Origin of the sequence: Kitasatospora sp. NPDC004745 (assembly GCF_042873275.1) — a bacterium.
GTDB lineage: Bacteria > Actinomycetota > Actinomycetes > Streptomycetales > Streptomycetaceae > Kitasatospora.
On the sequence record NZ_JBIALK010000002.1, the window covers coordinates 17,090 to 37,994 of the forward strand.

General features: G+C 74.6%; 19 protein-coding genes. 14 read left to right on the forward strand and 5 right to left on the reverse strand.

Translation table 11 applies throughout. The features are described 5' to 3' along the window. The first annotated feature begins 116 nt into the window (after positions 1-116). From ACFYUY_RS03535 to ACFYUY_RS03560, 6 genes are all read left to right on the forward strand, one after another. A complete protein-coding gene (locus ACFYUY_RS03535; RefSeq protein WP_387897549.1) occupies positions 117-1,091 on the forward strand; it encodes a RimK family alpha-L-glutamate ligase in 975 nt (324 codons plus the stop codon). Next, on the forward strand, positions 1,088-1,876 hold the full coding sequence (locus tag ACFYUY_RS03540; protein WP_360211637.1) for an alpha-L-glutamate ligase: 789 nt from the start codon (positions 1,088-1,090) through the stop codon (positions 1,874-1,876). The genes ACFYUY_RS03535 and ACFYUY_RS03540 overlap by 4 nt, the downstream gene beginning before the upstream one ends. A gap of 244 nt (positions 1,877-2,120) precedes the next feature. Beyond that, positions 2,121-2,951 carry a putative RNA methyltransferase gene (locus ACFYUY_RS03545; protein ID WP_360211636.1) on the forward strand — a complete coding sequence of 277 codons (831 nt, stop codon included), beginning with the start codon at positions 2,121-2,123 and terminating at the stop codon, positions 2,949-2,951. 212 nt (positions 2,952-3,163) lie between these two features. Then, a complete protein-coding gene (locus ACFYUY_RS03550) occupies positions 3,164-4,522 on the forward strand; it encodes an AAA family ATPase (RefSeq protein WP_387897553.1) in 1,359 nt (452 codons plus the stop codon). A 167-nt stretch (positions 4,523-4,689) separates the two neighbouring features. Continuing rightward, entirely contained in the window at positions 4,690-5,043 is a 354-nt protein-coding gene (locus ACFYUY_RS03555; protein ID WP_387897556.1) for a nucleotide pyrophosphohydrolase, read from the forward strand. Positions 5,044-5,200: 157 nt separating this feature from the next. Beyond that, positions 5,201-5,827, forward strand: a complete 627-nt coding sequence (locus ACFYUY_RS03560) for a DUF6099 family protein (protein ID WP_387897559.1) — start codon at positions 5,201-5,203, stop codon at positions 5,825-5,827. Here the strand turns inward: ACFYUY_RS03560 and ACFYUY_RS03565 are convergent. Next, the gene (locus ACFYUY_RS03565; RefSeq protein ID WP_360211628.1) at positions 5,773-5,994 is read right to left on the reverse strand and encodes a hypothetical protein; all 222 of its coding nucleotides are present in this window, start codon (positions 5,992-5,994) and stop codon (positions 5,773-5,775) included. The genes ACFYUY_RS03560 and ACFYUY_RS03565 overlap by 55 nt on opposite strands. A 478-nt stretch (positions 5,995-6,472) precedes the next feature. Here ACFYUY_RS03565 and ACFYUY_RS03570 point away from each other — a divergent pair, with 478 nt between their 5' ends. Continuing rightward, positions 6,473-7,390, forward strand: coding sequence for a UTP--glucose-1-phosphate uridylyltransferase (locus tag ACFYUY_RS03570; protein WP_387897562.1), 918 nt, complete (start codon positions 6,473-6,475; stop codon positions 7,388-7,390). A gap of 610 nt (positions 7,391-8,000) precedes the next feature. Further along, positions 8,001-8,369: a DUF6087 family protein gene (locus ACFYUY_RS03575; protein WP_360211624.1), complete on the forward strand. Its 369-nt coding sequence runs from the start codon at positions 8,001-8,003 to the stop codon at positions 8,367-8,369. 70 nt (positions 8,370-8,439) lie between these two features. On the opposite strand, the gene dapD is transcribed toward ACFYUY_RS03575, so the two are convergent. Beyond that, on the reverse strand, positions 8,440-9,429 hold the full coding sequence (dapD, locus tag ACFYUY_RS03580; protein WP_387897566.1) for a 2,3,4,5-tetrahydropyridine-2,6-dicarboxylate N-succinyltransferase: 990 nt from the start codon (positions 9,427-9,429) through the stop codon (positions 8,440-8,442). A gap of 186 nt (positions 9,430-9,615) precedes the next feature. On the opposite strand from dapD, the gene ACFYUY_RS03585 reads away from it, so the two are divergent. The 3 genes from ACFYUY_RS03585 to argF all read left to right on the forward strand — a co-directional run bounded on the left by ACFYUY_RS03585 (position 9,616) and on the right by argF (position 15,190). Next, positions 9,616-11,271: a 3' terminal RNA ribose 2'-O-methyltransferase Hen1 gene (locus ACFYUY_RS03585; RefSeq protein ID WP_387897569.1), complete on the forward strand. Its 1,656-nt coding sequence runs from the start codon at positions 9,616-9,618 to the stop codon at positions 11,269-11,271. Next, positions 11,268-13,967 carry a polynucleotide kinase-phosphatase gene (locus ACFYUY_RS03590; protein ID WP_360211618.1) on the forward strand — a complete coding sequence of 900 codons (2,700 nt, stop codon included), beginning with the start codon at positions 11,268-11,270 and terminating at the stop codon, positions 13,965-13,967. Before ACFYUY_RS03585 ends, ACFYUY_RS03590 begins: the two co-directional genes overlap by 4 nt. A 221-nt stretch (positions 13,968-14,188) precedes the next feature. Continuing rightward, entirely contained in the window at positions 14,189-15,190 is a 1,002-nt protein-coding gene (argF, locus tag ACFYUY_RS03595; RefSeq protein ID WP_360211616.1) for an ornithine carbamoyltransferase, read from the forward strand. A 74-nt stretch (positions 15,191-15,264) separates the two neighbouring features. Here the strand turns inward: argF and ACFYUY_RS03600 are convergent, their stop codons facing one another. The 3 genes from ACFYUY_RS03600 to ACFYUY_RS03610 all read right to left on the reverse strand — a co-directional run bounded on the left by ACFYUY_RS03600 (position 15,265) and on the right by ACFYUY_RS03610 (position 16,711). Continuing rightward, the gene (locus ACFYUY_RS03600) at positions 15,265-15,798 is read right to left on the reverse strand and encodes a superoxide dismutase family protein (RefSeq protein ID WP_360211614.1); all 534 of its coding nucleotides are present in this window, start codon (positions 15,796-15,798) and stop codon (positions 15,265-15,267) included. Positions 15,799-15,863: 65 nt separating this feature from the next. Beyond that, positions 15,864-16,268 (reverse strand): type II toxin-antitoxin system VapC family toxin, encoded by a 405-nt coding sequence (locus tag ACFYUY_RS03605; protein WP_360211612.1) that lies wholly within the window; start codon positions 16,266-16,268, stop codon positions 15,864-15,866. A 95-nt stretch (positions 16,269-16,363) separates the two neighbouring features. Next, positions 16,364-16,711, reverse strand: coding sequence for a hypothetical protein (locus tag ACFYUY_RS03610; protein WP_360211610.1), 348 nt, complete (start codon positions 16,709-16,711; stop codon positions 16,364-16,366). Between the two features lie 29 nt (positions 16,712-16,740). Here ACFYUY_RS03610 and ACFYUY_RS03615 point away from each other — a divergent pair, with 29 nt between their 5' ends. From ACFYUY_RS03615 to acnA, 3 genes are all read left to right on the forward strand, one after another. After that, positions 16,741-17,778 (forward strand): hypothetical protein, encoded by a 1,038-nt coding sequence (locus ACFYUY_RS03615; RefSeq protein WP_360211608.1) that lies wholly within the window; start codon positions 16,741-16,743, stop codon positions 17,776-17,778. After that, complete coding sequence (locus ACFYUY_RS03620; RefSeq protein WP_360211606.1) at positions 17,775-17,930, forward strand: hypothetical protein; 156 nt, start codon at positions 17,775-17,777, stop codon at positions 17,928-17,930. The genes ACFYUY_RS03615 and ACFYUY_RS03620 overlap by 4 nt, the downstream gene beginning before the upstream one ends. A 222-nt stretch (positions 17,931-18,152) precedes the next feature. Then, positions 18,153-20,798, forward strand: a complete 2,646-nt coding sequence (gene acnA / locus ACFYUY_RS03625) for an aconitate hydratase AcnA (protein WP_360211604.1) — start codon at positions 18,153-18,155, stop codon at positions 20,796-20,798. Positions 20,799-20,905: the final 107 nt, after the last annotated feature.

Below are 20,905 nucleotides of genomic sequence, written 5' to 3' on the forward strand. Positions count from 1 at the left end.
TTACCGGCTCGCAGCGATCTTGTGTGTACACCGCGTGGCATGCTGATGCCTTCACAACTGCCGGAGGGGGACGGCGGACGTCCGCACTCGGCAAGGCAAGGGGGGAAGACAGGCCCATGAGGCTCTGCTTTCTGGTGGAGGAGCACTACCGGCAGGACGGCATGCCGCTCGACGTGGTGCGCCGGCTCACCGAGTGGGGACACCACGTGGACGTGCTGCGCCCCGGCGACTCGCTGATGGCGATCTCCGAGGCGGTCCGGGCCGGCAGCCACGACGCCTGGGTGCTCAAGACGGTGTCCGGCGGTCCCGGGCTCACCCTGCTGGAGGCGGCGGCCGCCGTCGGCCTCACCACCGTCAACGACGTCCGCTCCATCCGGAGCGTCCGCGACAAGGCGCTCGCCTCCGTGATCGCCCGCACCCGCGGCCTGCCCGTCCCCGTGACCTACGCCGCCGCCCGCTGGGAGCGGCTCGCCGAGATCCCCGCCGCCGAGTACCCGCTCGTGGTGAAGCCCGCCGACGGCAGCTCCGGGCGCGCCGTCCGGCTCGTGACCAGCCCCGACCACCTGCTCGACCTTGGCCCCGAGCTCGCCGGCGAGGGGCTGCTGATCGCCCAGCCGTACGTGCCCAACTCCGGTACCGACCTCAAGGTGTACTGCGTCGACGGGGAGCTCTTCGCGACGGAACGTTCCTCCCCGATCCACCCCGGGCAGGGCGTCCGCGAACGACAGGTGCCGCTGCCCGCCGAGGTCGCCCGGATCGCGGCGCAGGTCGGCGAGGTGTTCGGACTCGACCTGTACGGCGTCGACGTGCTGCTCGGACCGGACGGGCCGGTGGTCGTGGACATCAACGACTTCCCGAGCTTCCGCAAGGTGCCGGACGCGGTGTCCAGGGTCGCCCGGGCGGTGCTGCGGCTCGCGCGCAGCGGGACGGCCGTCTCGGCGCCCGCCCCGGCGCTGGTACCGGCCGGCGGAGGGTTCGGCGGGGTGGACCTCGGCGGTGGTGAGTTCGCGGGCCGGGACTTCGGTGGCGAGTTCGGTGGTGACTTCGGCGGCCGGGACTTCGGCGGTCGGGACTTCGGCGGGGCGATATGAGGATCGGGCTGATCACCGGCGACCCCGGGCACCCGGTGCTCGCGGCGACCGCCGCACTGCTGGGGCGCCGGCACGAGGTGCTGGCCGTCGACCCCGCCGGACCGGCGGACGCGTCGGCGGACGTCTACCTGCTCAAGGCCCGCACGCCGCAGGCACTCGCGCTCGCCCGGGAGCTGGAGCGCCGCGGTGCGCCCGTCGTCAACTCGGCCGCGGCGACCGAACTCTGCCAGGACCGGGTGCGGATGGCCGAGCTCGCGCGCGGCGCCGGGCTCCCCTTCGCGGCCACCGGTGACGCCGGCCGACTGGCCGAACTCGTCGCCCCCGCCCACCCGTTCGTGGTCAAGAGCCGGCACAGCAGGCGGCACGACCTGGTCGCCCGGGTCGACGATCCCGACCGGCTGCGCGAACTCGCCGCGCGCTGGCCCGACGAGCCCGTCGTCACCCAGCCCTTCGTCCCGGGGACCGGCTGGGACCAGAAGCTGTGGGTGGTCGACCGGCAGGTCTTCGCGGCCCGCCGGCAGTCCGAACTCGCCTCCGGCTCGGGGAAGTCGGGGCCGGCCGAGGACTGGGAGCCGCCCGCCGACCGGGCCGCGCTCGCCCTGCGCGTCGGGGAGGTGTTCGGGCTCGACGTCTACGGCGTCGACCTGCTCGACGGCCCGGCGGAGCCCGTCATCGTCGACGTCAACGCCTTCCCCGGCATCCGCGGCCGGGCCGGTGCGCCCGAGGCGCTCGCCGCGCTCGCCCTGCGCGTCGCGGCGGAGCGGGGGCGGATCCCGGTCGGGTAGCCAGTCGGGTAGCCCGGTCGGGGAGCGGTCGGGGGAGCGGTGCCACGCTGTCGTCGCCCCGGGGCCGCCGGCGCCCCGGGCAGACCGAACCGGGGCGGGCAGGTGCGAGGGCACGGCTCCGGCCCGGTCTGCCCGGAGGGCCTAGGCTGGCTGCCCAGGGCCACCGGGCCAGCAGGACCCCGGGGCGTCCGGGGACCCGTGGGTCCGCGGGTGCGCGGGGCGAACGGCGAGAGAAGACGGAACGTTGCTGCAGGACATCGAGCACTACCTGGCGTGCCCCCACTGCGCGCAGGCCCTCACCCGGCACGACCGCACCCTGCGCTGCCCCGCCGGACACAGCTTCGACCTCGCCAAGCAGGGCTACGTCAGCCTCCTCGCCGGCGACGCCCACACCGGCACCGGTGACACCGCGGAGATGGTCGCCGCCCGCGCCGACTTCCTCGCCGCCGGCCACTACCGGCCCATCGCCGAGGCCCTCGCGGAGGAGGCCGGGGCCGCCGACCCCGACGGCCTCGTCGCCGACCTGGGCGCCGGCACCGGCCACTACCTGGCCCACGTGCTCGACGCCCTGCCCGACCGCGCCGGCGCCGCCCTGGACATCTCCAAGTACGCGCTGCGCCGCGCGGCCAGGGCCCACCCCCGGATCGGCGCCGTGGTCTGCGACGCCTGGCGGCCGCTGCCGCTGCGGGACGCCTCCGCCGGGCTGATGCTCAACGTCTTCGCACCCCGCAACGGGCCCGAGATCCGCCGGGTGCTGCGCCCCGGCGCCACCCTGCTGCTGGTCTCGCCCACCTCGCGCCACCTGCGCGAACTCGTCGACGCGCTGGGGCTGCTGTCGGTCGACGAGGAGAAGCAGCGGCGGATCGACGAGAAGCTCAACCCCCACCTGACCCCGGCCGGGCAGCGGCAGGTCGAGTTCACCCTGCGGCTCGGCCCGGACGAGGTCCGCACCGTCGTCGGCATGGGCCCCAGCGCCTGGCACACCGACCCCGGCCGGCTCGCCGAGGCCCTCGCCGGGCTGCCCGACCCGGTCGAGGTCACCGCCTCGGTGACGGTGGCCGCCTACCGGCGCTGAGCGGTGCGGGGCCGGGACGCCGCGGCCGAGGCCTCCGGTGACGGCGCGGCCCACGCCGTCGGTGACGGCGCAGGCACAGGCGCAGGCGTGGGCGGTCGGCGGCCGCCCGGCGCTGCGCGGTCGGTCACCGGACCGGGCGGGTCCGCCACGTTGGGATGAATCTGCCGAGCAGGCACGTTTCTGCCGACCGGGCTGCGGCTAACGTCCGACGGGTGAACCGCGACGCCACCCGGCCCGCCGCGCCGGCCCACCTCCGACCGGGCGCCCCGGGGCCCGATCGGCCGCCCGTAACACGCCCCACGGTCGAGGAGCTCCGGCTCACCTCGTTCAAGTCCTACCGGCGGGCCGTCCTGCCGCTCGCCCCCCTCACCGTCCTGCACGGGCCCGCGGGGGTGGGCAAGTCCAACGCCCTCGACGCCCTCGCCGTGCTCTCCCGGCTCGCCCTCGGGGAGGAGGTCGCCGGCTCCCTCGACGGACTGCCGGACCGGACCGGCCCCCTCGCCAAGCCCGTCCGGGGCGGCCTCGCCGGCTGCGTCCCGCACGGGCGGGACGCGATCATCCTCGGCTGCACCGTCCGCTCCCCGCACGGCCGGATCCGGCTCGACGTCGTCGTGCGCACCGACGGCCCGGTCCGGATCGCCCGCGAATCGCTCACCCTGGACGGCCGCACCCTCGTCGACACCGGCGAGCAGGACGTCCGCAAGCGGCGCGTCAACGTCTGCTGGCACAACGACACCCGCCAGGGCGACATCCGGGCGCCCTTCCCCAGCGGCACCATGATCAGCGCGCAGCTCCCGCTGCGCGTCGCCGGCTCCTCCCCGGGCGAACGCCTGGTCCTCGCCGCCACGGAGGACCTGCTCACCGCCCTGCGCGAGGTCTTCCCCGTCCACCCCGTCCCCGCCCTCATGCGGGGCTGGGCCCGCCCCGACCCGCAGGCCCGGCTGCGCAGCAACGCGGCCAACGTCTCCGCCGTCATCGCCCGGCTGGCCGGCGAGTGCCCGCGGCGCTACGGGCAGCTGCTGCGCGTCGTCCAGTCCGCCGCCCCGCACCCGCTGCTCGGGCTCGCCCTCGCGCACCGCGGCGAAGGGCCGGAACGGCGCGTCCTCGCGGTCTTCGACGAGGGCGTCCTCGGGCGGACCGGTGCCGACCAGGCCTCCGACGGGATGCTGCGCCACCTCGCCTTCGCCGCCGTGCTCCTCACCGGCGCCGGCGTGCTCGACCTCGACCCGGCCGCCGAGGTGCCCTGGGCGCACCGGCAGCTCACCGTGCTCGCCGAGGACCTCGGGGCCGGGCTCTCCACCGAGCAGACCGCCTCGCTGCTGCGGCTCGCACGGGAGATGTCGGGACGCAACCAGCTGCGGGTCCTGGCCGCGCTGCAGGAACCGGCGGCGGCGCGGGAGGCGCTGGGCGCGGCCGACCTGGGCGCGGGCGCGGCCGCGCTGGTCGAGTGCCGGCGCGACCCGGACTCCGGGCACACCGTGCTGCGGTCCGGGGCGGCCCGGGTGCCGGCCCAGTGCGGGCGGGGGGACGCGGCGGGAGCGGCGGCGGATGAGGTAGACCTGGACGGGTGAACGAACGAGTGACGGGGCCGGCGGGGCCGGCCGGGGCTGCGGGGGCCGGGGCTGCTGAGGCGGCCGGGGGTGCTGCGGGATCCGCGGCGTCGCCGGGGTTGCCGGAGTCCGCTGGATCGCCGGAGCCCGCGGGATCGCCGGGGGCGCCGGCGCCCTCGGGTCCGACGATGGAGGGCCTTCGGCAGCGGCTGTCGGACTTCGCGGCGGCCAGGCGGTGGGAGCCCTTCCACACCCCGAAGAACCTGGCGGCGGCCCTGAGCGTGGAGGCCGGGGAGCTGCTGGAGATCTTCCAGTGGCTGACGCCCGAGCAGGCGGCCGCGGTGATGTCCGACCCGGAGCGCGCCCACCGGGTGCGGGACGAGGTCGCGGACGTCCTCGCGTACCTGGTGCAGTTCTGCACGGTCGTCGGGGTGGACCCGTTGGAGGCACTCGCGGCCAAGATCGAGCGCAACGAATCCCGCTTCCCGGTGCCGGCCGAGCCGTCGGACGTCAACCCGGACGTGGGCGACCAACCCTTGTGAGGGACGGAAGTCATCCACAACCCCGGAGTTGTCCACAGCTTCCGCATTCCTGGATGCGGGCCCGACGGCTTCGCCGCACGCTTTCGCCGTGACCGCACGACCGCCCCTCCGGCGGCCGCCGGTCCCACGGCGACAGCGAGCGAGGGGAGTGGCCGCCATGGAGGCGTTGCGACTGATCAGGAGGGCCCGGCACGCCCTGGCCGAGGCCAGGCACGTACCGGACGTCCTGGCCGAGGCGCGGCAGGCCGCGCTGCTCACCGAGGCGGTGGGAGCCCGGCTGGCGGAGCTGGACGACGACGGGCTCACCGGTCTGGGCCAGCAGCTGTCCGAGGCCGGCGCGCACGCGGCGGTCTGCCTGGACCGCTCGGTGGTCAGGGCCGCGGTGCTGAACGGCGGGCGGGCCGGGCGCCTCACCGAACTGGGTGACCCGGCCACGGCCCTGGGGGAGCTCGACGGGCTCCTGCGGGACGTCGGGGAGACGCTGGTGGTGCTGGCCTGTGGCGCCGACACCGAGAGCCTCTACTGGACGTGCATCGACGGCGTCGACGCGGTGTCGGAGTGCAAGGACCTCACCGGGCTGCTGCGGAAGGCGGCGAGCCGGGCCGAGGAGGCGGCGCGTGCGGCAGGGCCGGGCCGGGGGGAGGCCGCGCCGGCCGGTCGCGGTTCACCGATACTCGTGGTCCGGCTCGGCCCGCCGGGTGAGGGCGGACCGGCGGAGGGGGTTCCGGACTACCGGGCGCCCGGCGCGGTCGGAGCGGCGGAGGTGTCCGTGCCGGCGGGGTAGCCGGCCGCGGTGGCGGACTGCAGCTCGGCGATGTCCGCGGTCACCGAGGCGAGCAGTTCCTGCATCTGCTCCAGCAGGCTCTTGGGCGCGGCGGGCCCGGCCGATGCGCCGGCGCCCGAGACCGTGGAGCTGCTCGGGAGTTGCGGCGTGGCAGAGGGTTCGGACATGACGGGACCTCTTCGGATCGGTAGTGCGGTGTGAAGCGGCCGGCGGTGGCCCGGCCGCGCGGCGGGGGTGGCAGACGCCTTGCCACCGGAGGCGCACGCCCCGCCGCAGCGCCCAACGAACCGTTCCGGCGGCCGGTCACCGCGCACCACCCGATGCGGTCCAACTCCGCTGGGCCGTAAGCCTCCCGGGTGAGCCGGGGTTGCCGCCGCGGAGCAGCCTGGGCTAAAGCGCGCCCCCTGGCATGCCCAGGGCGGGGCGGCTCCGGGCCGGCACCTGCGGGCTTCCGGCCCCGCCGACCCCGCGGCCCTCGCCACCCCGCGGGCCCGCTTCGGGCCTCCGGCGTGCGGCCTCCGACGTGCGGCGTCGGGCGTGGGGCGCCGCACGACCACCGAAAACGATCACGCCTCCATCGCTGGTAGCGTCGATCGGCCTTCGCGCCAACACGGCGCATTATCACCGCACATGAGAGAGGGTCACATGGCTCCCAAGACGATTCGCCGAGCCGTCATCCCGGCCGCCGGCCTTGGTTCCCGTCTGCTGCCCATGACCAAGGCGACCCCGAAGGAGATGCTCCCCGTCGGGGACAAGCCCGTCATCGAGCACACCGTCCGTGAGCTCGTCGACTCCGGGGTCACCGACATCACCATCGTCGTCTCGGGTGACAAGAGCCTGATCCAGGAACACTTCCGCCCCAACCCCGTCCTCGTGGAGCAGCTGCGCCGCGACGGCAAGGCCGCCTTCGCGGACGCGGTGGAGGAGATCGGGGAGCTGTCCCGCAAGGGGCACATCAGCTACCTGTACCAGCACGGCCCGTACGGCAACGGCACCCCGGTCCTCAACGCCGCCCGGCACTTCGGCGACGAGCCGTTCCTGGTGCTCTGGCCGGACGACGTCTTCGTCGCCGAGGTGCCCCGGGCGCAGCAGCTCATCCGGGCGTACGAGCAGACCAACGCGCCGGTCCTCGCGCTCATGCCGATGGCGCCCGAGGACTCCTACCGCTACGGCGTGCCGGTGGTGAAGGAGGACCTCGGGAACGGCTCGCTGCGGATCACCGGCCTGGTCGAGAAGCCGAAGCCGGTCGACGCCCCCTCCTCCTTCGCGGCCATCGGCGGGTACGTGATCACCCCCGGCATCGTCGACGAGATCCGCGACCTCACCCGCCGGTGGCACGAGAAGCCGGAGGACGAGGTCTACCTGACCGACGCCATCAACGCGTACGCGGCCCGGCGCGCCGTCTACGGGCAGGTCATCGACGGCACCTGGTACGACACCGGCAACCCCGCCGCCTACCTGCGGGCCCAGTTCGCCGCCGCCCTGACCGACCCCGCGTACGGGCCGGAGCTGAGCAGGCTGGCCGCCGAGCTCGCCCCTGCACCGAGCGGCCCCACGGGCTGAGCCCGGCGGGGTCCGGGCTGCGCCGAGCAGGTCCGGAGCGTCCCCCGCGGCGCTCCGGTCCGGCCCCCACCCCCTCCGGGGCCGGTCCGGCTCCGCACGGCCGGCCCCGGAGGGGCTCACCGACCGAGACGACACCGGGAGTTGATCCTCGTTGAAGAAGCCGTACTGGCAGCCCTACTGGTACCGGCTGCTGTTCCGCGCGGACGGCGGGTCGGGGTGGGAGGTGATGGGGCCGCCACCGGTCAGCCGGGTGCCGAACGCCGCGTTGGCGAACGGATCCCTGGAAGCGTGGGTGCAGGCCCTACTGGCGGGAGCGGTCGAGGAGTTGGACGACCTGCGCGGCGAGCTGCTCCTCGAGTGCTTCGACGGGCCGGAGCCCGCGGAGGGCGCTGAGCCGGTCCACTCGGCGAGGATACGGCTCCCCGGGTCGGCCGCCGGGCCTTCGGCGCCGCGCCGACGGGCCCGGCGCCGTCCGGTGCGGGCCGGTCCGGGTGAGGCCCGGGAAGGGCGGCGGCCGTCGGCGCGGGCGGTGCGTCAGGCTGTGTCGGGGTGTCGCTCGGGAGGGTGATTCGGCTGCCCCTCACCGGGGTCGAGGGGCCAGACTGGGGCGATGGACGAGGAGGAGCCGCTGGCCCAGTGGGCGGCGAGGCGGGAACAACGGCGGCGGCCCGTCGGGCAGTTGCGGGCCGTGGGGCTCGGAGTCACCGAAGGCGACGGCGGCCACGGCGGTACCCGCGACGGCATCCACGACAGCAGCCGCGGCGGCGGGGACGCGGGCCGGGGGCGCGGCGCGCACGTGGCGCCGGCGCAGCCGCGGCTGATCGTGCGCTGGGACGGCTACCAGTGGCTGCCCGAGGCCGTCGCCGAGGACTATGCGGCGGCGCAGCGGATCCTGCACGGCATCGAGGGTGACGGCGTGGTGCGGTCGGCCTGGCCGGCGCAGCCGCGCCGGGCGCCGGGGCGCCACCGCAAGCCCTGACGGCGCCGGGCCACGCGGAGGGGCCCGGAGCGGTCTCGGCTCCGGGCCCCCGACGGCGTGCGCCCGCAGGTCAGTTGTGGGCGTGCAGGTCGGCGTTCAGGCCGCCCCAGGAGCCGGAGCGGGCGATGACCTCGACGGCGCCGGTCTGCGAGTTGCGGCGGAACAGCAGGTTGTCCTGACCGGACAGTTCGACCGCCTTGGCCACCGTGCCGTCCGGGGTGGTGACCCGGGTGCCGGCGGTCACGTAGAGGCCGGCCTCGACGACGCAGTCGTTGCCGAGCGAGATGCCGATGCCGGCGTTGGCGCCGAGCAGGCAGCGCTGCCCGACCGAGACGACCTGCTTGCCGCCGCCGGAGAGGGTGCCCATGATCGAGGCGCCGCCGCCGATGTCGCTGTGGTCGCCCACGACGACACCCGCGCTGATCCGGCCCTCGACCATGGAGGTGCCGAGGGTGCCGGCGTTGAAGTTGACGAAGCCCTCGTGCATCACGGTGGTGCCGGCGGCCAGGTGGGCACCGAGGCGGACGCGGTCGGCGTGGGCGATGCGCACACCGCTCGGGGCGACGTAGTCGGTCATCCGCGGGAACTTGTCGATGCCGTACACGGCGAGCTGGCCGCCCTGGGCGCGCACCGCGAGACGGGCCTGCTCGACCTGGTCCACCGGGACGGGGCCGATGCTGGTCCAGGCCACGTTGGCGAGCAGACCGAAGATGCCGTCCAGGTTCTGGCCGTGGGGCTGGACCAGACGGTGGCTGAGCAGGTGCAGACGCAGGTAGACGTCGTGGGTGTCGAGCGGCTTCTCGTCGAGCGAGGCGATGGTGGTGCGCACGGCGACCACCTCGACGCCGCGGCGCGCGTCGGCGCGCAGCGCCTCGGCCGCGCCGGCGCCGAGCTCGGCCTCGGCCTGCTCGGCGGTCAGGCGGACGGTGCCGGCCGGGCCCGGCTCGGCGGCCAGGGCCGGGGCGGGGAACCAGGTGTCGAGGACGGTGCCGTCGGCGGCGATGGTGGCCAGACCCGCGGCGACGGCGCCGTTCGGGAGGGAGGTGGATTCAGCAGTCACATCGTGCACGTTAGCCAATGCGGGCCCGGGCTGCCGAACACGCCCATCGTGCGGACACGGCGCCCGGCCGGGGTCGTGGTGGTGCCCGACCGGCCCGACGGGCCGGTCCGGAGGCCGCCGACCAGGCCGCCCGGCGGGTGAAAACCCGGGTGCCGGGTCCCCGCGCGCTCGGCGATACTCGGGCGGGTGTTCATGTCGATCTCCACCACCGGCAGCGCCGGGAGCCCCGCGACCGATCTCGGTTTCCTGCTGCACAAGCACCCGGACAAGGTCCAGCGTTTCGCGACGTCGCACGGCGAGGCGCACGTCTTCTACCCCGAGGCGGGCGACGAGGTCTGCACGGCGGCGCTGCTGCTGGACGTCGACCCGATCGCGCTGGTCCGCCGGGGCCGGGGCAAGGGCCGCGGCGGCTCGCCCGACTTCGCGCTCGCCCAGTACGTCAACGACCGCCCCTACGCGGCGTCCTCGCTGCTCGCGGTGGCGCTGCGGACGGTGTTCCGGTCGGCGATGAAGGGCGACTGTCCGGCCCGGCCCGGGCTGGCGGACCGGCCGCGCCCGCTGCGGATCGAGCTGCCCGCGGTGCCGGCGAACGGTGCGGGGGAGGGCGGCGGCCCGGAGCTGGTGGCCAGGCTGTTCGAGCCGCTGGGCTGGCGGGTCGAGGCACGGACCGTTCCCCTGGACGAGGCCTTCCCGCAGTGGGGCGGGTCCCGGTACGTGCGGCTCGCGCTGGCCTCGGAGTCGGTGCGGCTGGCCGACGCCCTGCAGCAGCTGTACGTCTTGCTGCCGGTGCTGGACGGTGCGAAGCACTACTGGGTCGCCCCGGACGAGGTGGACAAGCTGCTCGCCGCGGGCGAGGGCTGGCTGGCGGACCACCCGGAGCGCGCCCTGATCGCCCGCCGCTACCTGTCCCGGCGCTGGTCGCTGACCCGCGCGGCGATGGAGCGCCTGGAGCTGGCCCGGCTCGCGGAGGCGGACGACCGCACCCCCGAGGAGGTCGACAACGCGGTCGACGACCGCCCGCTGGAGGAGGACCGCCCGGACAGCGGGGAGCGGCCCGGGGTGTCCGGGCCCCTCACCGCCGAGGCCGTGGACCCGACCGTGGTGCCGGACGGCCCGAAGCCGCCGTCGCTCGCCGAGCAGCGGCGTGCCGCGATCCTGCTGGCCCTGCGCGAGACGGGCGCGACCAGGGTGGCGGACCTCGGCTGTGGCCAGGGCGAGCTGGTCGGCGAGCTGCTGAAGGACGCCCGCTTCACGGCGGTCCTCGGCCTGGACGTGTCCGCGCGGGCGCTGCAGGCGGCGGCCCGCCGCCTGCGGCTGGACCGGCTGCCGGAGCGGCAGGCCGCCCGGGTGACGCTGGAACAGGGCGCCCTGACCTACACGGACGCCCGGCTGAAGGGCTTCGACGCGGCGGTGCTGTGCGAGGTGATCGAGCACCTGGACCTGCCGCGGCTGCCCGCGCTGGAGTACGCGGTGTTCGGGGCGGCCCGGCCCGGTGCGGTGGTCGTGACGACGCCGAACGTCGAGTACAACGTGCGCTGGGAGAGCCTGCCGGCGGGCGCGGTCCGGCACGCCGACCACCGCTTCGAGTGGTCCAGGGCCGAGTTCCGCGGCTGGGCGGAGCGGGTCGCGGCCACGTACGGGTACGCGGTGGAGCTGCGCCCGGTCGGTCCGGAGGACGGGGAGGTCGGTGCGCCGACCCAGCTGGCGCTCTTCCGGATCGCCCCCGACGCCCCCGACGCTCCCGCCCTGCCCGGCACCCCCGCCCTGCCCGGCACCCCCACCACGCCCGGCACCCCCACCACGCCCGGCACCCCCACGCCCGAAGGAGGCGATCCCCGATGACCGACGAAGCCACCGACGGAAGGACCGAAGGAGCCGGGGAGGGGACGGCCGCCCGCCGCCTCCCCGTCACCGACGTCTCCCTGGTCGTCCTGATCGGCACCAGCGGCTCGGGCAAGTCGACCTTCGCCCGGCGCCACTTCCTGCCCACGCAGGTGGTCTCCTCCGACTTCTGCCGCGGTCTGGTCGCCGACGACGAGAACGACCAGTCCGCCTCCGGCGACGCCTTCGACGTCCTCCACTACGTCGTCGGCAAGCGCCTCGCGGCCGGTCGGCTGACCGTGGTGGACGCCACCAACGTGCAGCCGGAGGCGCGGCGACGGCTGGTGCAGCTCGCCCGCGACCACGACGTGCTGCCGATCGCGATCGTGCTGGACGTCCCGCCCGGGGTGTGCGCGGAACGCAACCGCAGCCGTCCGGACCGCCGGCTGGCGGCGCACGTCGTCCCCCGCCAGCACCGCGAGCTGCGCCGCTCGCTCAAGGGTCTGGAGCGCGAGGGCTTCCGCAAGGTGCACGTCCTGCGCGGTGCGGCCGAGGTGGCGTCGGCCGGGATCGAGCTGGAGAAGCGCTACAACGACCTGCGCCACCTGACCGGCCCGTTCGACATCGTCGGCGACATCCACGGCTGCCGTTCCGAGCTGGAGACCCTGCTGACCCGTCTCGGCTACACGCTGACCCGGGACGCCCGGGGCCGCCCGGTGGACGCGGTGCCCCCGGCGGGCCGCACCGCCGTGTTCGTCGGGGACCTGGTCGACCGCGGCCCGGACACGCCGGGTGTGCTGCGCCTGGTGATGGGGATGGTCGCGGCCGGGCACGCGCTCTGCGTGCCCGGAAACCACGAGAACAAGCTGGGCCGCGCGCTGGACGGCAAGAAGGTCACCGTCGCCCACGGCCTGCAGGAGTCGCTGGACCAGCTGGCCGGGGAGTCCGAGGAGTTCCGGGCCGAGGTGCGGGAGTTCATGCGCGGTCTGGTCAGCCACTACCTGCTGGACGGCGGGGCGCTGGTGGTCTGCCACGCCGGTCTGCCGGAGCGCTACCACGGCCGCAACTCCGGCCGGGTCCGCTCGCACGCGCTGTACGGGGAGACCACCGGCGAGACCGACGAGTTCGGGCTGCCGGTGCGCTACCCCTGGGCGGAGGAGTACCGCGGCCGGGCGCTGGTGGTGTACGGCCACACCCCGGTGCCGACGGCGGGTTTCGTCAACAACACCCTCTGCCTGGACACCGGCTGCGTGTTCGGCGGCAGCCTGACGGCCCTGCGCTACCCCGAGCGCGAGGTGGTGGGCGTGCCGGCCGAGCGCGAGTGGTACGCGCCGGTGCGGCCGCTGGTGAGCGACGCGCCGGGCGCCCGCGACGGCCGTCCGCTGGACCTCGCCGACGTGGCGGGCCGGCGCAGCGTCGAGACCGCGCTGCACGGGCGGGTCGCGGTGCGGGAGGAGAACGCCGCCGCGGCGCTGGAGGTGATGAGCCGATTCGCGCTGGACCCGCGGCTGCTCGCCTACCTGCCGCCGACCATGGCGCCGAGCGCGGCCTCCCGCCGGGACGGCCACCTGGAGCACCCGTACGAGGCGTTCGCCGGCTACCGCGCGGACGGCGTGCGGCACCTCGTCTGCGAGGAGAAGCACATGGGCTCGCGCGCGGTGGTGCTGGTGTCGCGGGACGACGGGGAGCTGGAGCGGAGGTTCGGCGTGGCCGGCCCGGGCGCGGTCTGGACCAGGACGGGCCGGGCGTTCCTCGCCGACGAGGAGCTGACCGTCGCGGTGCTGGGCCGGGTGCGGGAGGCCGCCGAGCGGTCGGGTCTCTTCGACGAGCTGGGCACCGGCTGGCTGCTGCTGGACGCCGAGCTGATGCCGTGGTCGCTGAAGGCCGTCGAGCTGCTGCGCCGCCAGTACGCGGCGGTCGGTGCGGCGGCGGGCGCGGCGCTGCCGGAGGCGTTGGCCGCGCTGGAGCGGGCGGCCGGCCGAGGGCTGGACGTGGCGGAGCTGACCGGCCGCCAGCGCCGGCGGGCGGCGGACGCGGAGGCGTTCACCGAGGCGTACCGGCGCTACTGCTGGCCGACCGAGGGCCTGTCGGGCGTCCGGTTGGCGCCGTTCCAGGTGCTGGCCGCGGAGGGGGCTAACCTGGCGGTGCGTCCGCACGACGAGCACCTGGCCTGGATCGACCGGCTGGTGGACGCCGACGAGGCGGCCTGCGGGGACGCGTCCCGGGTGCCGGACGCCGCTGACGGCACCCGCGCGGGGGAGGCCGGGGGCGCCCACGCCGGGGAATCCCGGGAGCCGTTGCTGCGCCGCACCGGCCGCCTGCTGGTGGACACCGCGGACGAGGCCTCGCTGGCCGCCGCCACGGCCTGGTGGGAGGAGCTGACCGCGGCGGGCGGCGAGGGCATGGTGGTCAAGCCGCTGGCCTCGCTGGTGCGCACCGCGCGGGGCGAGGGCCGTCCGGGCGGGCTGGTGCAGCCGGGCGTGAAGGTGCGCGGCCGGGAGTACCTGCGGATCGTCTACGGCCCGGACTACACGGAGTACCTGGACCGCTTGCGCGAGCGGTCGGTGGGGCACAAGCGGTCGCTGGCGCTGCGCGAGTACGCGCTGGGTCTGGAGGCGCTGGACCGGCTGGCGGCCGGTGAGCCGTTGTGGCGGGTGCACGAGCCGGTGTTCGCGGTGCTGGCACTGGAGTCCGAGCCGGTGGATCCGCGCCTGTAGTCCGCCGACGGGGCCGTCCCGGGCGCGGACCGGGCGGACCGGGCGGACCGGGCGGACTGGTACCGAGGACCGGGCGGACTGGTACCGAGGACTGGGCAGACTGGTACGAGGGGGGAGTCCGTCCGGTCTCCCCCCTCGTTCACCCTTGCTTTGTATAGAAATTCTGAACGTCGTATACACTTGCCGCTTTCCCGTACGTCCCGTCGTCCCAGGAGCCCGGTATGGCCTTCAACCTCCGGAACAGGCACTTCCTCAAGGAGCTCGACTTCACGCCCCAGGAGTTCCGCTTCCTGGTGAACCTCGCCGCCGGGCTCAAGGCGGCCAAGTATGCGGGCACCGAGCAGCCCCGGCTGCGCGGGAAGAACATCGCGCTGATCTTCGAGAAGACCTCGACCCGCACCCGCTGCGCCTTCGAGGTGGCCGCCCACGACCAGGGCGCCTCCACCACCTACCTCGACCCGGCCAGCTCGCAGATCGGCCACAAGGAGTCCATCCGGGACACCGCCCGGGTGCTCGGCCGGATGTTCGACGGCATCGAGTACCGCGGCCACGGCCAGGAGGTCGTCGAGGAGCTGGCCGCGCACGCCGGCGTCCCGGTCTGGAACGGCCTCACCGACGAGTGGCACCCGACCCAGATGCTCGCCGACGTGCTCACCATCACCGAGCACACCACCAAGCCGCTCACCGGGGTCGCCCTCGCCTACCTCGGCGACGCCCGCTCCAACATGGGCAACTCGCTGCTGGTCACCGGCGCCCTGCTGGGGATGGACATCCGGATCGTCGCCCCGCGCGCGCTGTGGCCGGCCGAGGAGGTCCGCAAGGCGGCCGAGGCGCTGGCCGGTTCCACCGGCGCCCGAATCACGCTCACCGAGGACGTGGCCGAGGGCGTGGCCGGCGCGGACTTCCTCTACACCGACGTCTGGGTGTCGATGGGCGAGCCCAAGGAGGTCTGGGCCGAGCGGATCGAGCTGCTCAAGCCGTACCAGGTCTCGATGGACACCGTCCGGGCCACCGGCAACCCGGCCGTGAAGTTCCTGCACTGCCTGCCCGCGTTCCACGACCTCGGCACGGTGGTCGGCCGGCAGATGTACGAGGCGACCGGCATGACCGAGCTGGAGTGCACCGACGAGCTGTTCGAGTCGGCGCACTCCGTCGTCTTCGACCAGGCCGAGAACCGCCTGCACACCATCAAGGCGGTCCTGGTCGCCACCCTCGGTTCCTGACGACGCTCGACCCCGCCCCCGGCCCTGGATCCCGTCCCGCCCCGGCCACCCCGGCCCGCGCACGGGCCCGGGGGCTACTTCTCCAGCCTGACGCAGGCCACCCGGTCGCCCGCCGCGTGCGGGCCGGCCGGGGTGCCCGCGTGCAGCACCAGCGAGCGGGCCTGGCCCGCCCGCGGCTGCCAGGCCACCGCGGCCGAGGCGGTGGCGTCGCCCCGCTCGTCGGTGCGCAGCACGAGCCGCAGCTCGTTGCGGTCGTTGGCGTAGGCCGGGTCGGTCGATGGTTGCACCGGGTCGACGGCGTCCTGGTAGTGCGGCCCGGACGAGGCCGGGTCGGCCCCGCAGGCGCCGGTGTGCAGGTGCGCCGGGAACTCGTGTCCGGGCGCGAGCCCGGTGACGGTCACGGTGAGCACGGTGCGTCCGGGCGCCGAGCGGTCGGTGACGACGGTCGCGTGCGAGCCGTACGGCACGAGGTCGTCCGCGTAGCTGACGGCGGCGGGCGGGACGAAGGCCGTCGCCGGGTCGAAGTCGGCCTCGACGAGGGAGACCGGCGACGCGGCGGGGGCGAGCAGGGCGAGCGGCAGCAGCGCGGCGGCGAACGGAGCGGGCATCGGGGGCCTCCCACGGGCAGGACGACGGACACCCTGCTAACGCGGCCGGGCCGCCGAGGGCACCGTCAGGCCCGGTCCGCGGCCCGCCGGATCCCCCGGATCTCGCAGCGCGGCCCGCTGGCGCGCATCAGCCGCAGGTCGGCGGTGACCAGCGGCACCCCGTGGAGCTCGGCGACGGCCACGTACGCGGCGTCGTCCGGGGTGAGGTTGTCCCTGAGCTCCCAGATCCGTGCGAGCAGCGGTGCCACCTCGACCTTGCGGATCGCCAGCCCGGCCAGTTCGCGGGTGAGCTCGGCGACCCGGTCGGCGGTCAGTTCCCTGGCGAGGTAGAGGCCGCGCAGCGACTGCATCACCTCGACGACGACGTGTTCGGGGGCCGTCCAGTCGGGGTCGGCGGCGAGTTCGGCCCGGGCGGCGGCCCCGCGCTCGCCCCCGTCGGCGAGTGCCAGCACCAGTGCGGATGCGTCCACCACGATCATCGGTCGGCCCCCGGCCCGTTCCAGCGCGTCTCCGCGGCTACCTGCGGTTCGACGGCCCACCGTACCGACACCCGGCGCCGCGGGCCCTACCGCCCGAGCAGCAGCCCGGCCAGGACGGAGGCGGCGTTGGCCGTGGCGGCGGCGACCCAGGGCAGCGGGCCGCGCACCGACGTCCCGGCGAGCGGCGCCAGCAGGGCGGCCTCGACCGCGCAGACGGCGGCCTCGCCGAGCCCGAAGGCCGTCCAGTACGCTGCGGCGGGCCCGGCGGAGAAGTGCCGCAGGGAGCTCCACAGCAGCGGGTGCGTCGCCAGGTTGACCAGGACGGCGGCGGCCGCCGCCCGGCCGGGGCGGATGCCGCCGGCCCGGGTGAGGGCGGCGGTGTAGACGGGGACCTCGACCAGCAGGGTGAGGCCCAGGGCGAGGGCGTAGGGCACGGCGGGGATCGTGCCACGGGGAGGGGACCATGGCCACCGACGTCGTACCGGGTGCGGGGCCGGCCGCGGTCCCGGCCGTCTGGCCCGCGCCGGGGGCCGCCGCCCGGTTGGGTGCGGCGCCGCTGACGGGTTTCGCGCTGGCGGCCGCCGCGGCGCTGGTGCTGGCGCTGCGGGCGCCGACCGGTCTGGCGGTGCTGGGTCTCGCGGCCTTCGGGCTGCTGCACAACGTCCTGGAGCTGCGCTACGTGGCGGGCCGTTTCGCCGCGGTGCTGGCCGGTCCGCTGCTGCGGCTGCTGCTGGCCCTGGTGACCGGGATCGTGGTCTGCCGCCTGTTGCCGCCCTCGCCGCTCGCGCAGCGGGCGGAGATCCTGCTGGCCTACGGGCTGTTGGCGGCGGCCTGCCAGTACGGGCTGCGCGGCCGGCGGCTGCCGCTGGCGGCGGCCGGGCTGGTGCTGGCGGTCGCGGCCTCGGCGTCGCTGGCGTTCCCGGCGTACCACTTCGTGGTGCTGGCGCACCTGCACAACGTGGTGCCGCTGCTGTTCCTGTGGGAGTGGTCGCGCCGGCTGACCCGGGGGCGCACGGCGTTCCTGGTGCTGCAGGCGGGGTGGGTGCTGGTGGTGCCGGCGCTGCTGCTGGGCGGGGTGCTGGACCGCTGGCTGGCGCGGGGCGCCCAGGGCTGGACGGGCCGGCTGGTGGCGGCCTACACCCCGCCGGCGTGGCTGACGCCGGGGGTGGGCCTGCGCTTCCTGGCGGTGTTCGCCTTCCTGCAGACGATGCACTACGTGGTCTGGGTGTGGTTCCTGCCGCGGTACGCGCCGGAGGCGGCGGAGGGGTTCGACGCCCGGGTGCCGGCGCTGCGCGGCGGGCGGCCCTGGGCGCTGGGCGCTGCGGCGGGCGGGCTGCTGGCGGTGCTCTTCGCGGTGGACTACGCGCAGGGCCGGGCGCTGTACGCGGCGGTGGCCAGTTACCACGCCTATCTGGAGTTCCCGGTGCTGCTGATGCTGGTGCTGGGTCCGGGGACCGTCCGCGGGGGCGGCCCGGTGCGGAACGAGGAGGAGATGGCATGACGACGATCCTGCTGGCCGATGTGGCCCCGTCGCCGACCGGCGGTTCCGGTGGTGAGCTGGTGGCGGTGCTGCTGGTGGCCGCCGCGGTGGTGGCGGGACTCGTCTGGCTGATCAGGCTGGAGCGCCGCCGCCGCGGTCCGGACGGCCGCTGAGCTGCACCGACGTCCGCCCGGGCATGCCTGCGGTGGTGAAGACGGCAGCATGCACTATGGTTTATCTCGACATCGAGATAACTGCCCCTTACGATATATCTCGATATCAAGATACTTACCGAGAGGCGCTCGCCGGCACAGCAGGCAAGGTAAGCCTAAGTAAGGCTGACCTTACCATCCTGACGGCCGGATATAGCACGAAGCACCCAGAAGGAGTCAGTCGTGTCCGCGAACAGCTTCGACGCCCGCAGCTCGCTGCAGGTGGGCGACGAGTCGTACGAGATCTTCAAGCTCTCCGCCGTCGAGGGTTCCGAGCGGCTGCCGTACAGCCTCAAGGTGCTGCTGGAGAACCTGCTCCGCACGGAGGACGGCGCGAACATCACCGCCGACCACATCCGCGCGCTCGGGAACTGGGACGCCGACGCCCAGCCGAGCCAGGAGATCCAGTTCACGCCGGCCCGCGTGATCATGCAGGACTTCACCGGTGTGCCGTGCGTGGTCGACCTCGCCACCATGCGTGAGGCCGTCAAGGAGCTGGGCGGCGACCCGGCCAAGATCAACCCGCTGGCCCCGGCCGAGCTGGTCATCGACCACTCGGTCATCGCCGACAAGTTCGGCACTCCGGACGCCTTCGTCCAGAACGTCGAGATCGAGTACGGCCGCAACAAGGAGCGCTACCAGTTCCTGCGCTGGGGCCAGACCGCGTTCGACGAGTTCAAGGTCGTCCCCCCGGGCACCGGCATCGTCCACCAGGTCAACATCGAGCACCTGGCCCGCACGGTCATGGTCCGCAACGGCCAGGCCTACCCGGACACCTGCGTCGGCACCGACTCGCACACCACCATGGTCAACGGCCTGGGCGTGCTGGGCTGGGGCGTCGGCGGCATCGAGGCCGAGGCCGCGATGCTCGGCCAGCCGGTCTCCATGCTGATCCCGCGCGTGGTGGGCTTCAAGCTGAACGGCCAGCTGCCGGCCGGCACCACCGCCACCGACCTCGTGCTCACCATCACCGAGATGCTGCGCAAGCACGGTGTGGTCGGCAAGTTCGTCGAGTTCTACGGCGAGGGCGTCACCGCGATCCCGCTGGCCAACCGCGCCACCATCGGCAACATGTCGCCGGAGTTCGGCTCGACCTGTGCGATCTTCCCGATCGACGCCGAGACCATCAACTACCTGAAGCTCACCGGCCGCGACGAGCAGCAGCTCGCCCTGGTCGAGGCGTACGCCAAGGAGCAGGGCCTCTGGCACGACCCGTCGGTCGAGCCGGTCTACTCCGAGTACCTGGAGCTGGACGTCTCCACCGTCGTCCCGTCGATCTCCGGCCCGAAGCGCCCGCAGGACCGCGTGATCCTGGCCGAGGCCGCCGCCCGGTTCGCCGAGGCGCTGCCGACCTACGCCGCCGAGGCCTCGAAGCCGACCGCCGTCACCGCCCCCGACGGCTCGACCTACGAGATCGACAACGGCGCGGTCGTGATCGCCTCGATCACCTCCTGCACCAACACCTCCAACCCCTCCGTCATGCTGGGCGCCGCCCTGCTGGCGAAGAAGGCCGTGGAGAAGGGCCTGCGCGTCAAGCCCTGGGTCAAGACCACCCTGGCGCCCGGCTCCAAGGTCGTCATGGACTACTACGAGAAGGCCGGCCTGCTCCCGTACATGGAGAAGCTGGGCTTCAACCTGGTCGGCTACGGCTGCGTCACCTGCATCGGCAACTCGGGCCCGCTGCCCGAGGAGGTCTCGGCCGCCGTCAACGAGGCCGACCTCGCCGTCGTCTCGGTGCTCTCCGGCAACCGCAACTTCGAGGGCCGGATCAACCCGGACGTCAAGATGAACTACCTGGCCTCCCCGCCGCTGGTGGTCGCCTACGCCCTCGCCGGCAACATGAACGTCGACATCACCCGCGACGCCCTGGGCCAGGACGCCGACGGCAACGACGTGTTCCTCGCCGACATCTGGCCGTCCGAGCAGGAGGTCGCCGAGGTCGTCGCCGGCTCCATCGACGAGGCCATGTTCGACAAGGGCTACCAGGACGTCTTCGCCGGCGACCACCGCTGGCAGTCGCTGCCCGTCCCGACCGGCAACACCTTCGAGTGGGACGCCGAGTCCACCTACGTCCGCAAGCCCCCGTACTTCGAGGGCATGGCCAAGACCCCGAGCCCGGTGACCGACATCGCCGGTGCCCGCGTCCTGGCCAAGCTGGGCGACTCGGTCACCACCGACCACATCTCCCCGGCCGGCAACATCAAGCCGGGCACCCCGGCGGCGCAGTACCTCACCGAGCACGGTGTGGAGAAGCGTGACTTCAACTCCTACGGCTCGCGCCGTGGCAACCACGAGGTCATGATCCGCGGCACCTTCGCCAACATCCGTCTGCGCAACCAGATCGCGGAGGGCACCGAGGGCGGCTACACCCGCGACTTCACCCAGGCCGACGCGCCGGTGTCGTTCATCTACGACGCCTCGCAGAACTACCAGGCCGCCGGCATCCCGCTGGTCGTGCTGGCGGGCAAGGAGTACGGCTCCGGCTCGTCCCGCGACTGGGCGGCCAAGGGCACCGCGCTGCTCGGCGTCAAGGCCGTCATCGCCGAGTCCTACGAGCGCATCCACCGCTCGAACCTGATCGGCATGGGCGTCCTCCCGCTGCAGTTCCCGGAGGGCCAGAACGCCGACAGCCTGGGCCTGACCGGCGAGGAGACGTTCTCCTTCACCGGCGTGACCGAGCTGAACGAGGGCCGCACCCCGAAGACCGTCCGGGTCACCGCCGGCGACGTCACCTTCGACGCGGTCGTCCGCATCGACACCCCCGGTGAGGCGGACTACTACCGCAACGGCGGCATCCTGCAGTACGTGCTGCGCTCGCTGATCGGCTGAGCACCCCGCCAGGCCTGAGGGGCCGGACCGCACCACGCGGTCCGGCCCCTTCTGCATGCCGCGTCTCCCGGCCCCGCCCCTTGTGCGGTGCGCCCGTCATGGACTAA

Coding starts and splice junctions, on each gene's coding strand:
- ACFYUY_RS03535 (WP_387897549.1), top strand. CDS start 117: ATGAGGCTCTGCTTTCTGGTGGAGGAGCACTACCGGCAGGACGGCATG.
- ACFYUY_RS03540 (WP_360211637.1), top strand. CDS start 1,088: ATGAGGATCGGGCTGATCACCGGCGACCCCGGGCACCCGGTGCTCGCG.
- ACFYUY_RS03555 (WP_387897556.1), top strand. CDS start 4,690: ATGGAGGGCCTTCGGCAGCGGCTGTCGGACTTCGCGGCGGCCAGGCGG.
- ACFYUY_RS03560 (WP_387897559.1), top strand. CDS start 5,201: ATGGAGGCGTTGCGACTGATCAGGAGGGCCCGGCACGCCCTGGCCGAG.
- ACFYUY_RS03565 (WP_360211628.1), bottom strand. CDS start 5,994: ATGTCCGAACCCTCTGCCACGCCGCAACTCCCGAGCAGCTCCACGGTC.
- ACFYUY_RS03570 (WP_387897562.1), top strand. CDS start 6,473: ATGGCTCCCAAGACGATTCGCCGAGCCGTCATCCCGGCCGCCGGCCTT.
- ACFYUY_RS03575 (WP_360211624.1), top strand. CDS start 8,001: ATGGACGAGGAGGAGCCGCTGGCCCAGTGGGCGGCGAGGCGGGAACAA.
- ACFYUY_RS03590 (WP_360211618.1), top strand. CDS start 11,268: ATGACCGACGAAGCCACCGACGGAAGGACCGAAGGAGCCGGGGAGGGG.
- argF (WP_360211616.1), top strand. CDS start 14,189: ATGGCCTTCAACCTCCGGAACAGGCACTTCCTCAAGGAGCTCGACTTC.
- ACFYUY_RS03600 (WP_360211614.1), bottom strand. CDS start 15,798: ATGCCCGCTCCGTTCGCCGCCGCGCTGCTGCCGCTCGCCCTGCTCGCC.
- ACFYUY_RS03615 (WP_360211608.1), top strand. CDS start 16,741: ATGGCCACCGACGTCGTACCGGGTGCGGGGCCGGCCGCGGTCCCGGCC.
- ACFYUY_RS03620 (WP_360211606.1), top strand. CDS start 17,775: ATGACGACGATCCTGCTGGCCGATGTGGCCCCGTCGCCGACCGGCGGT.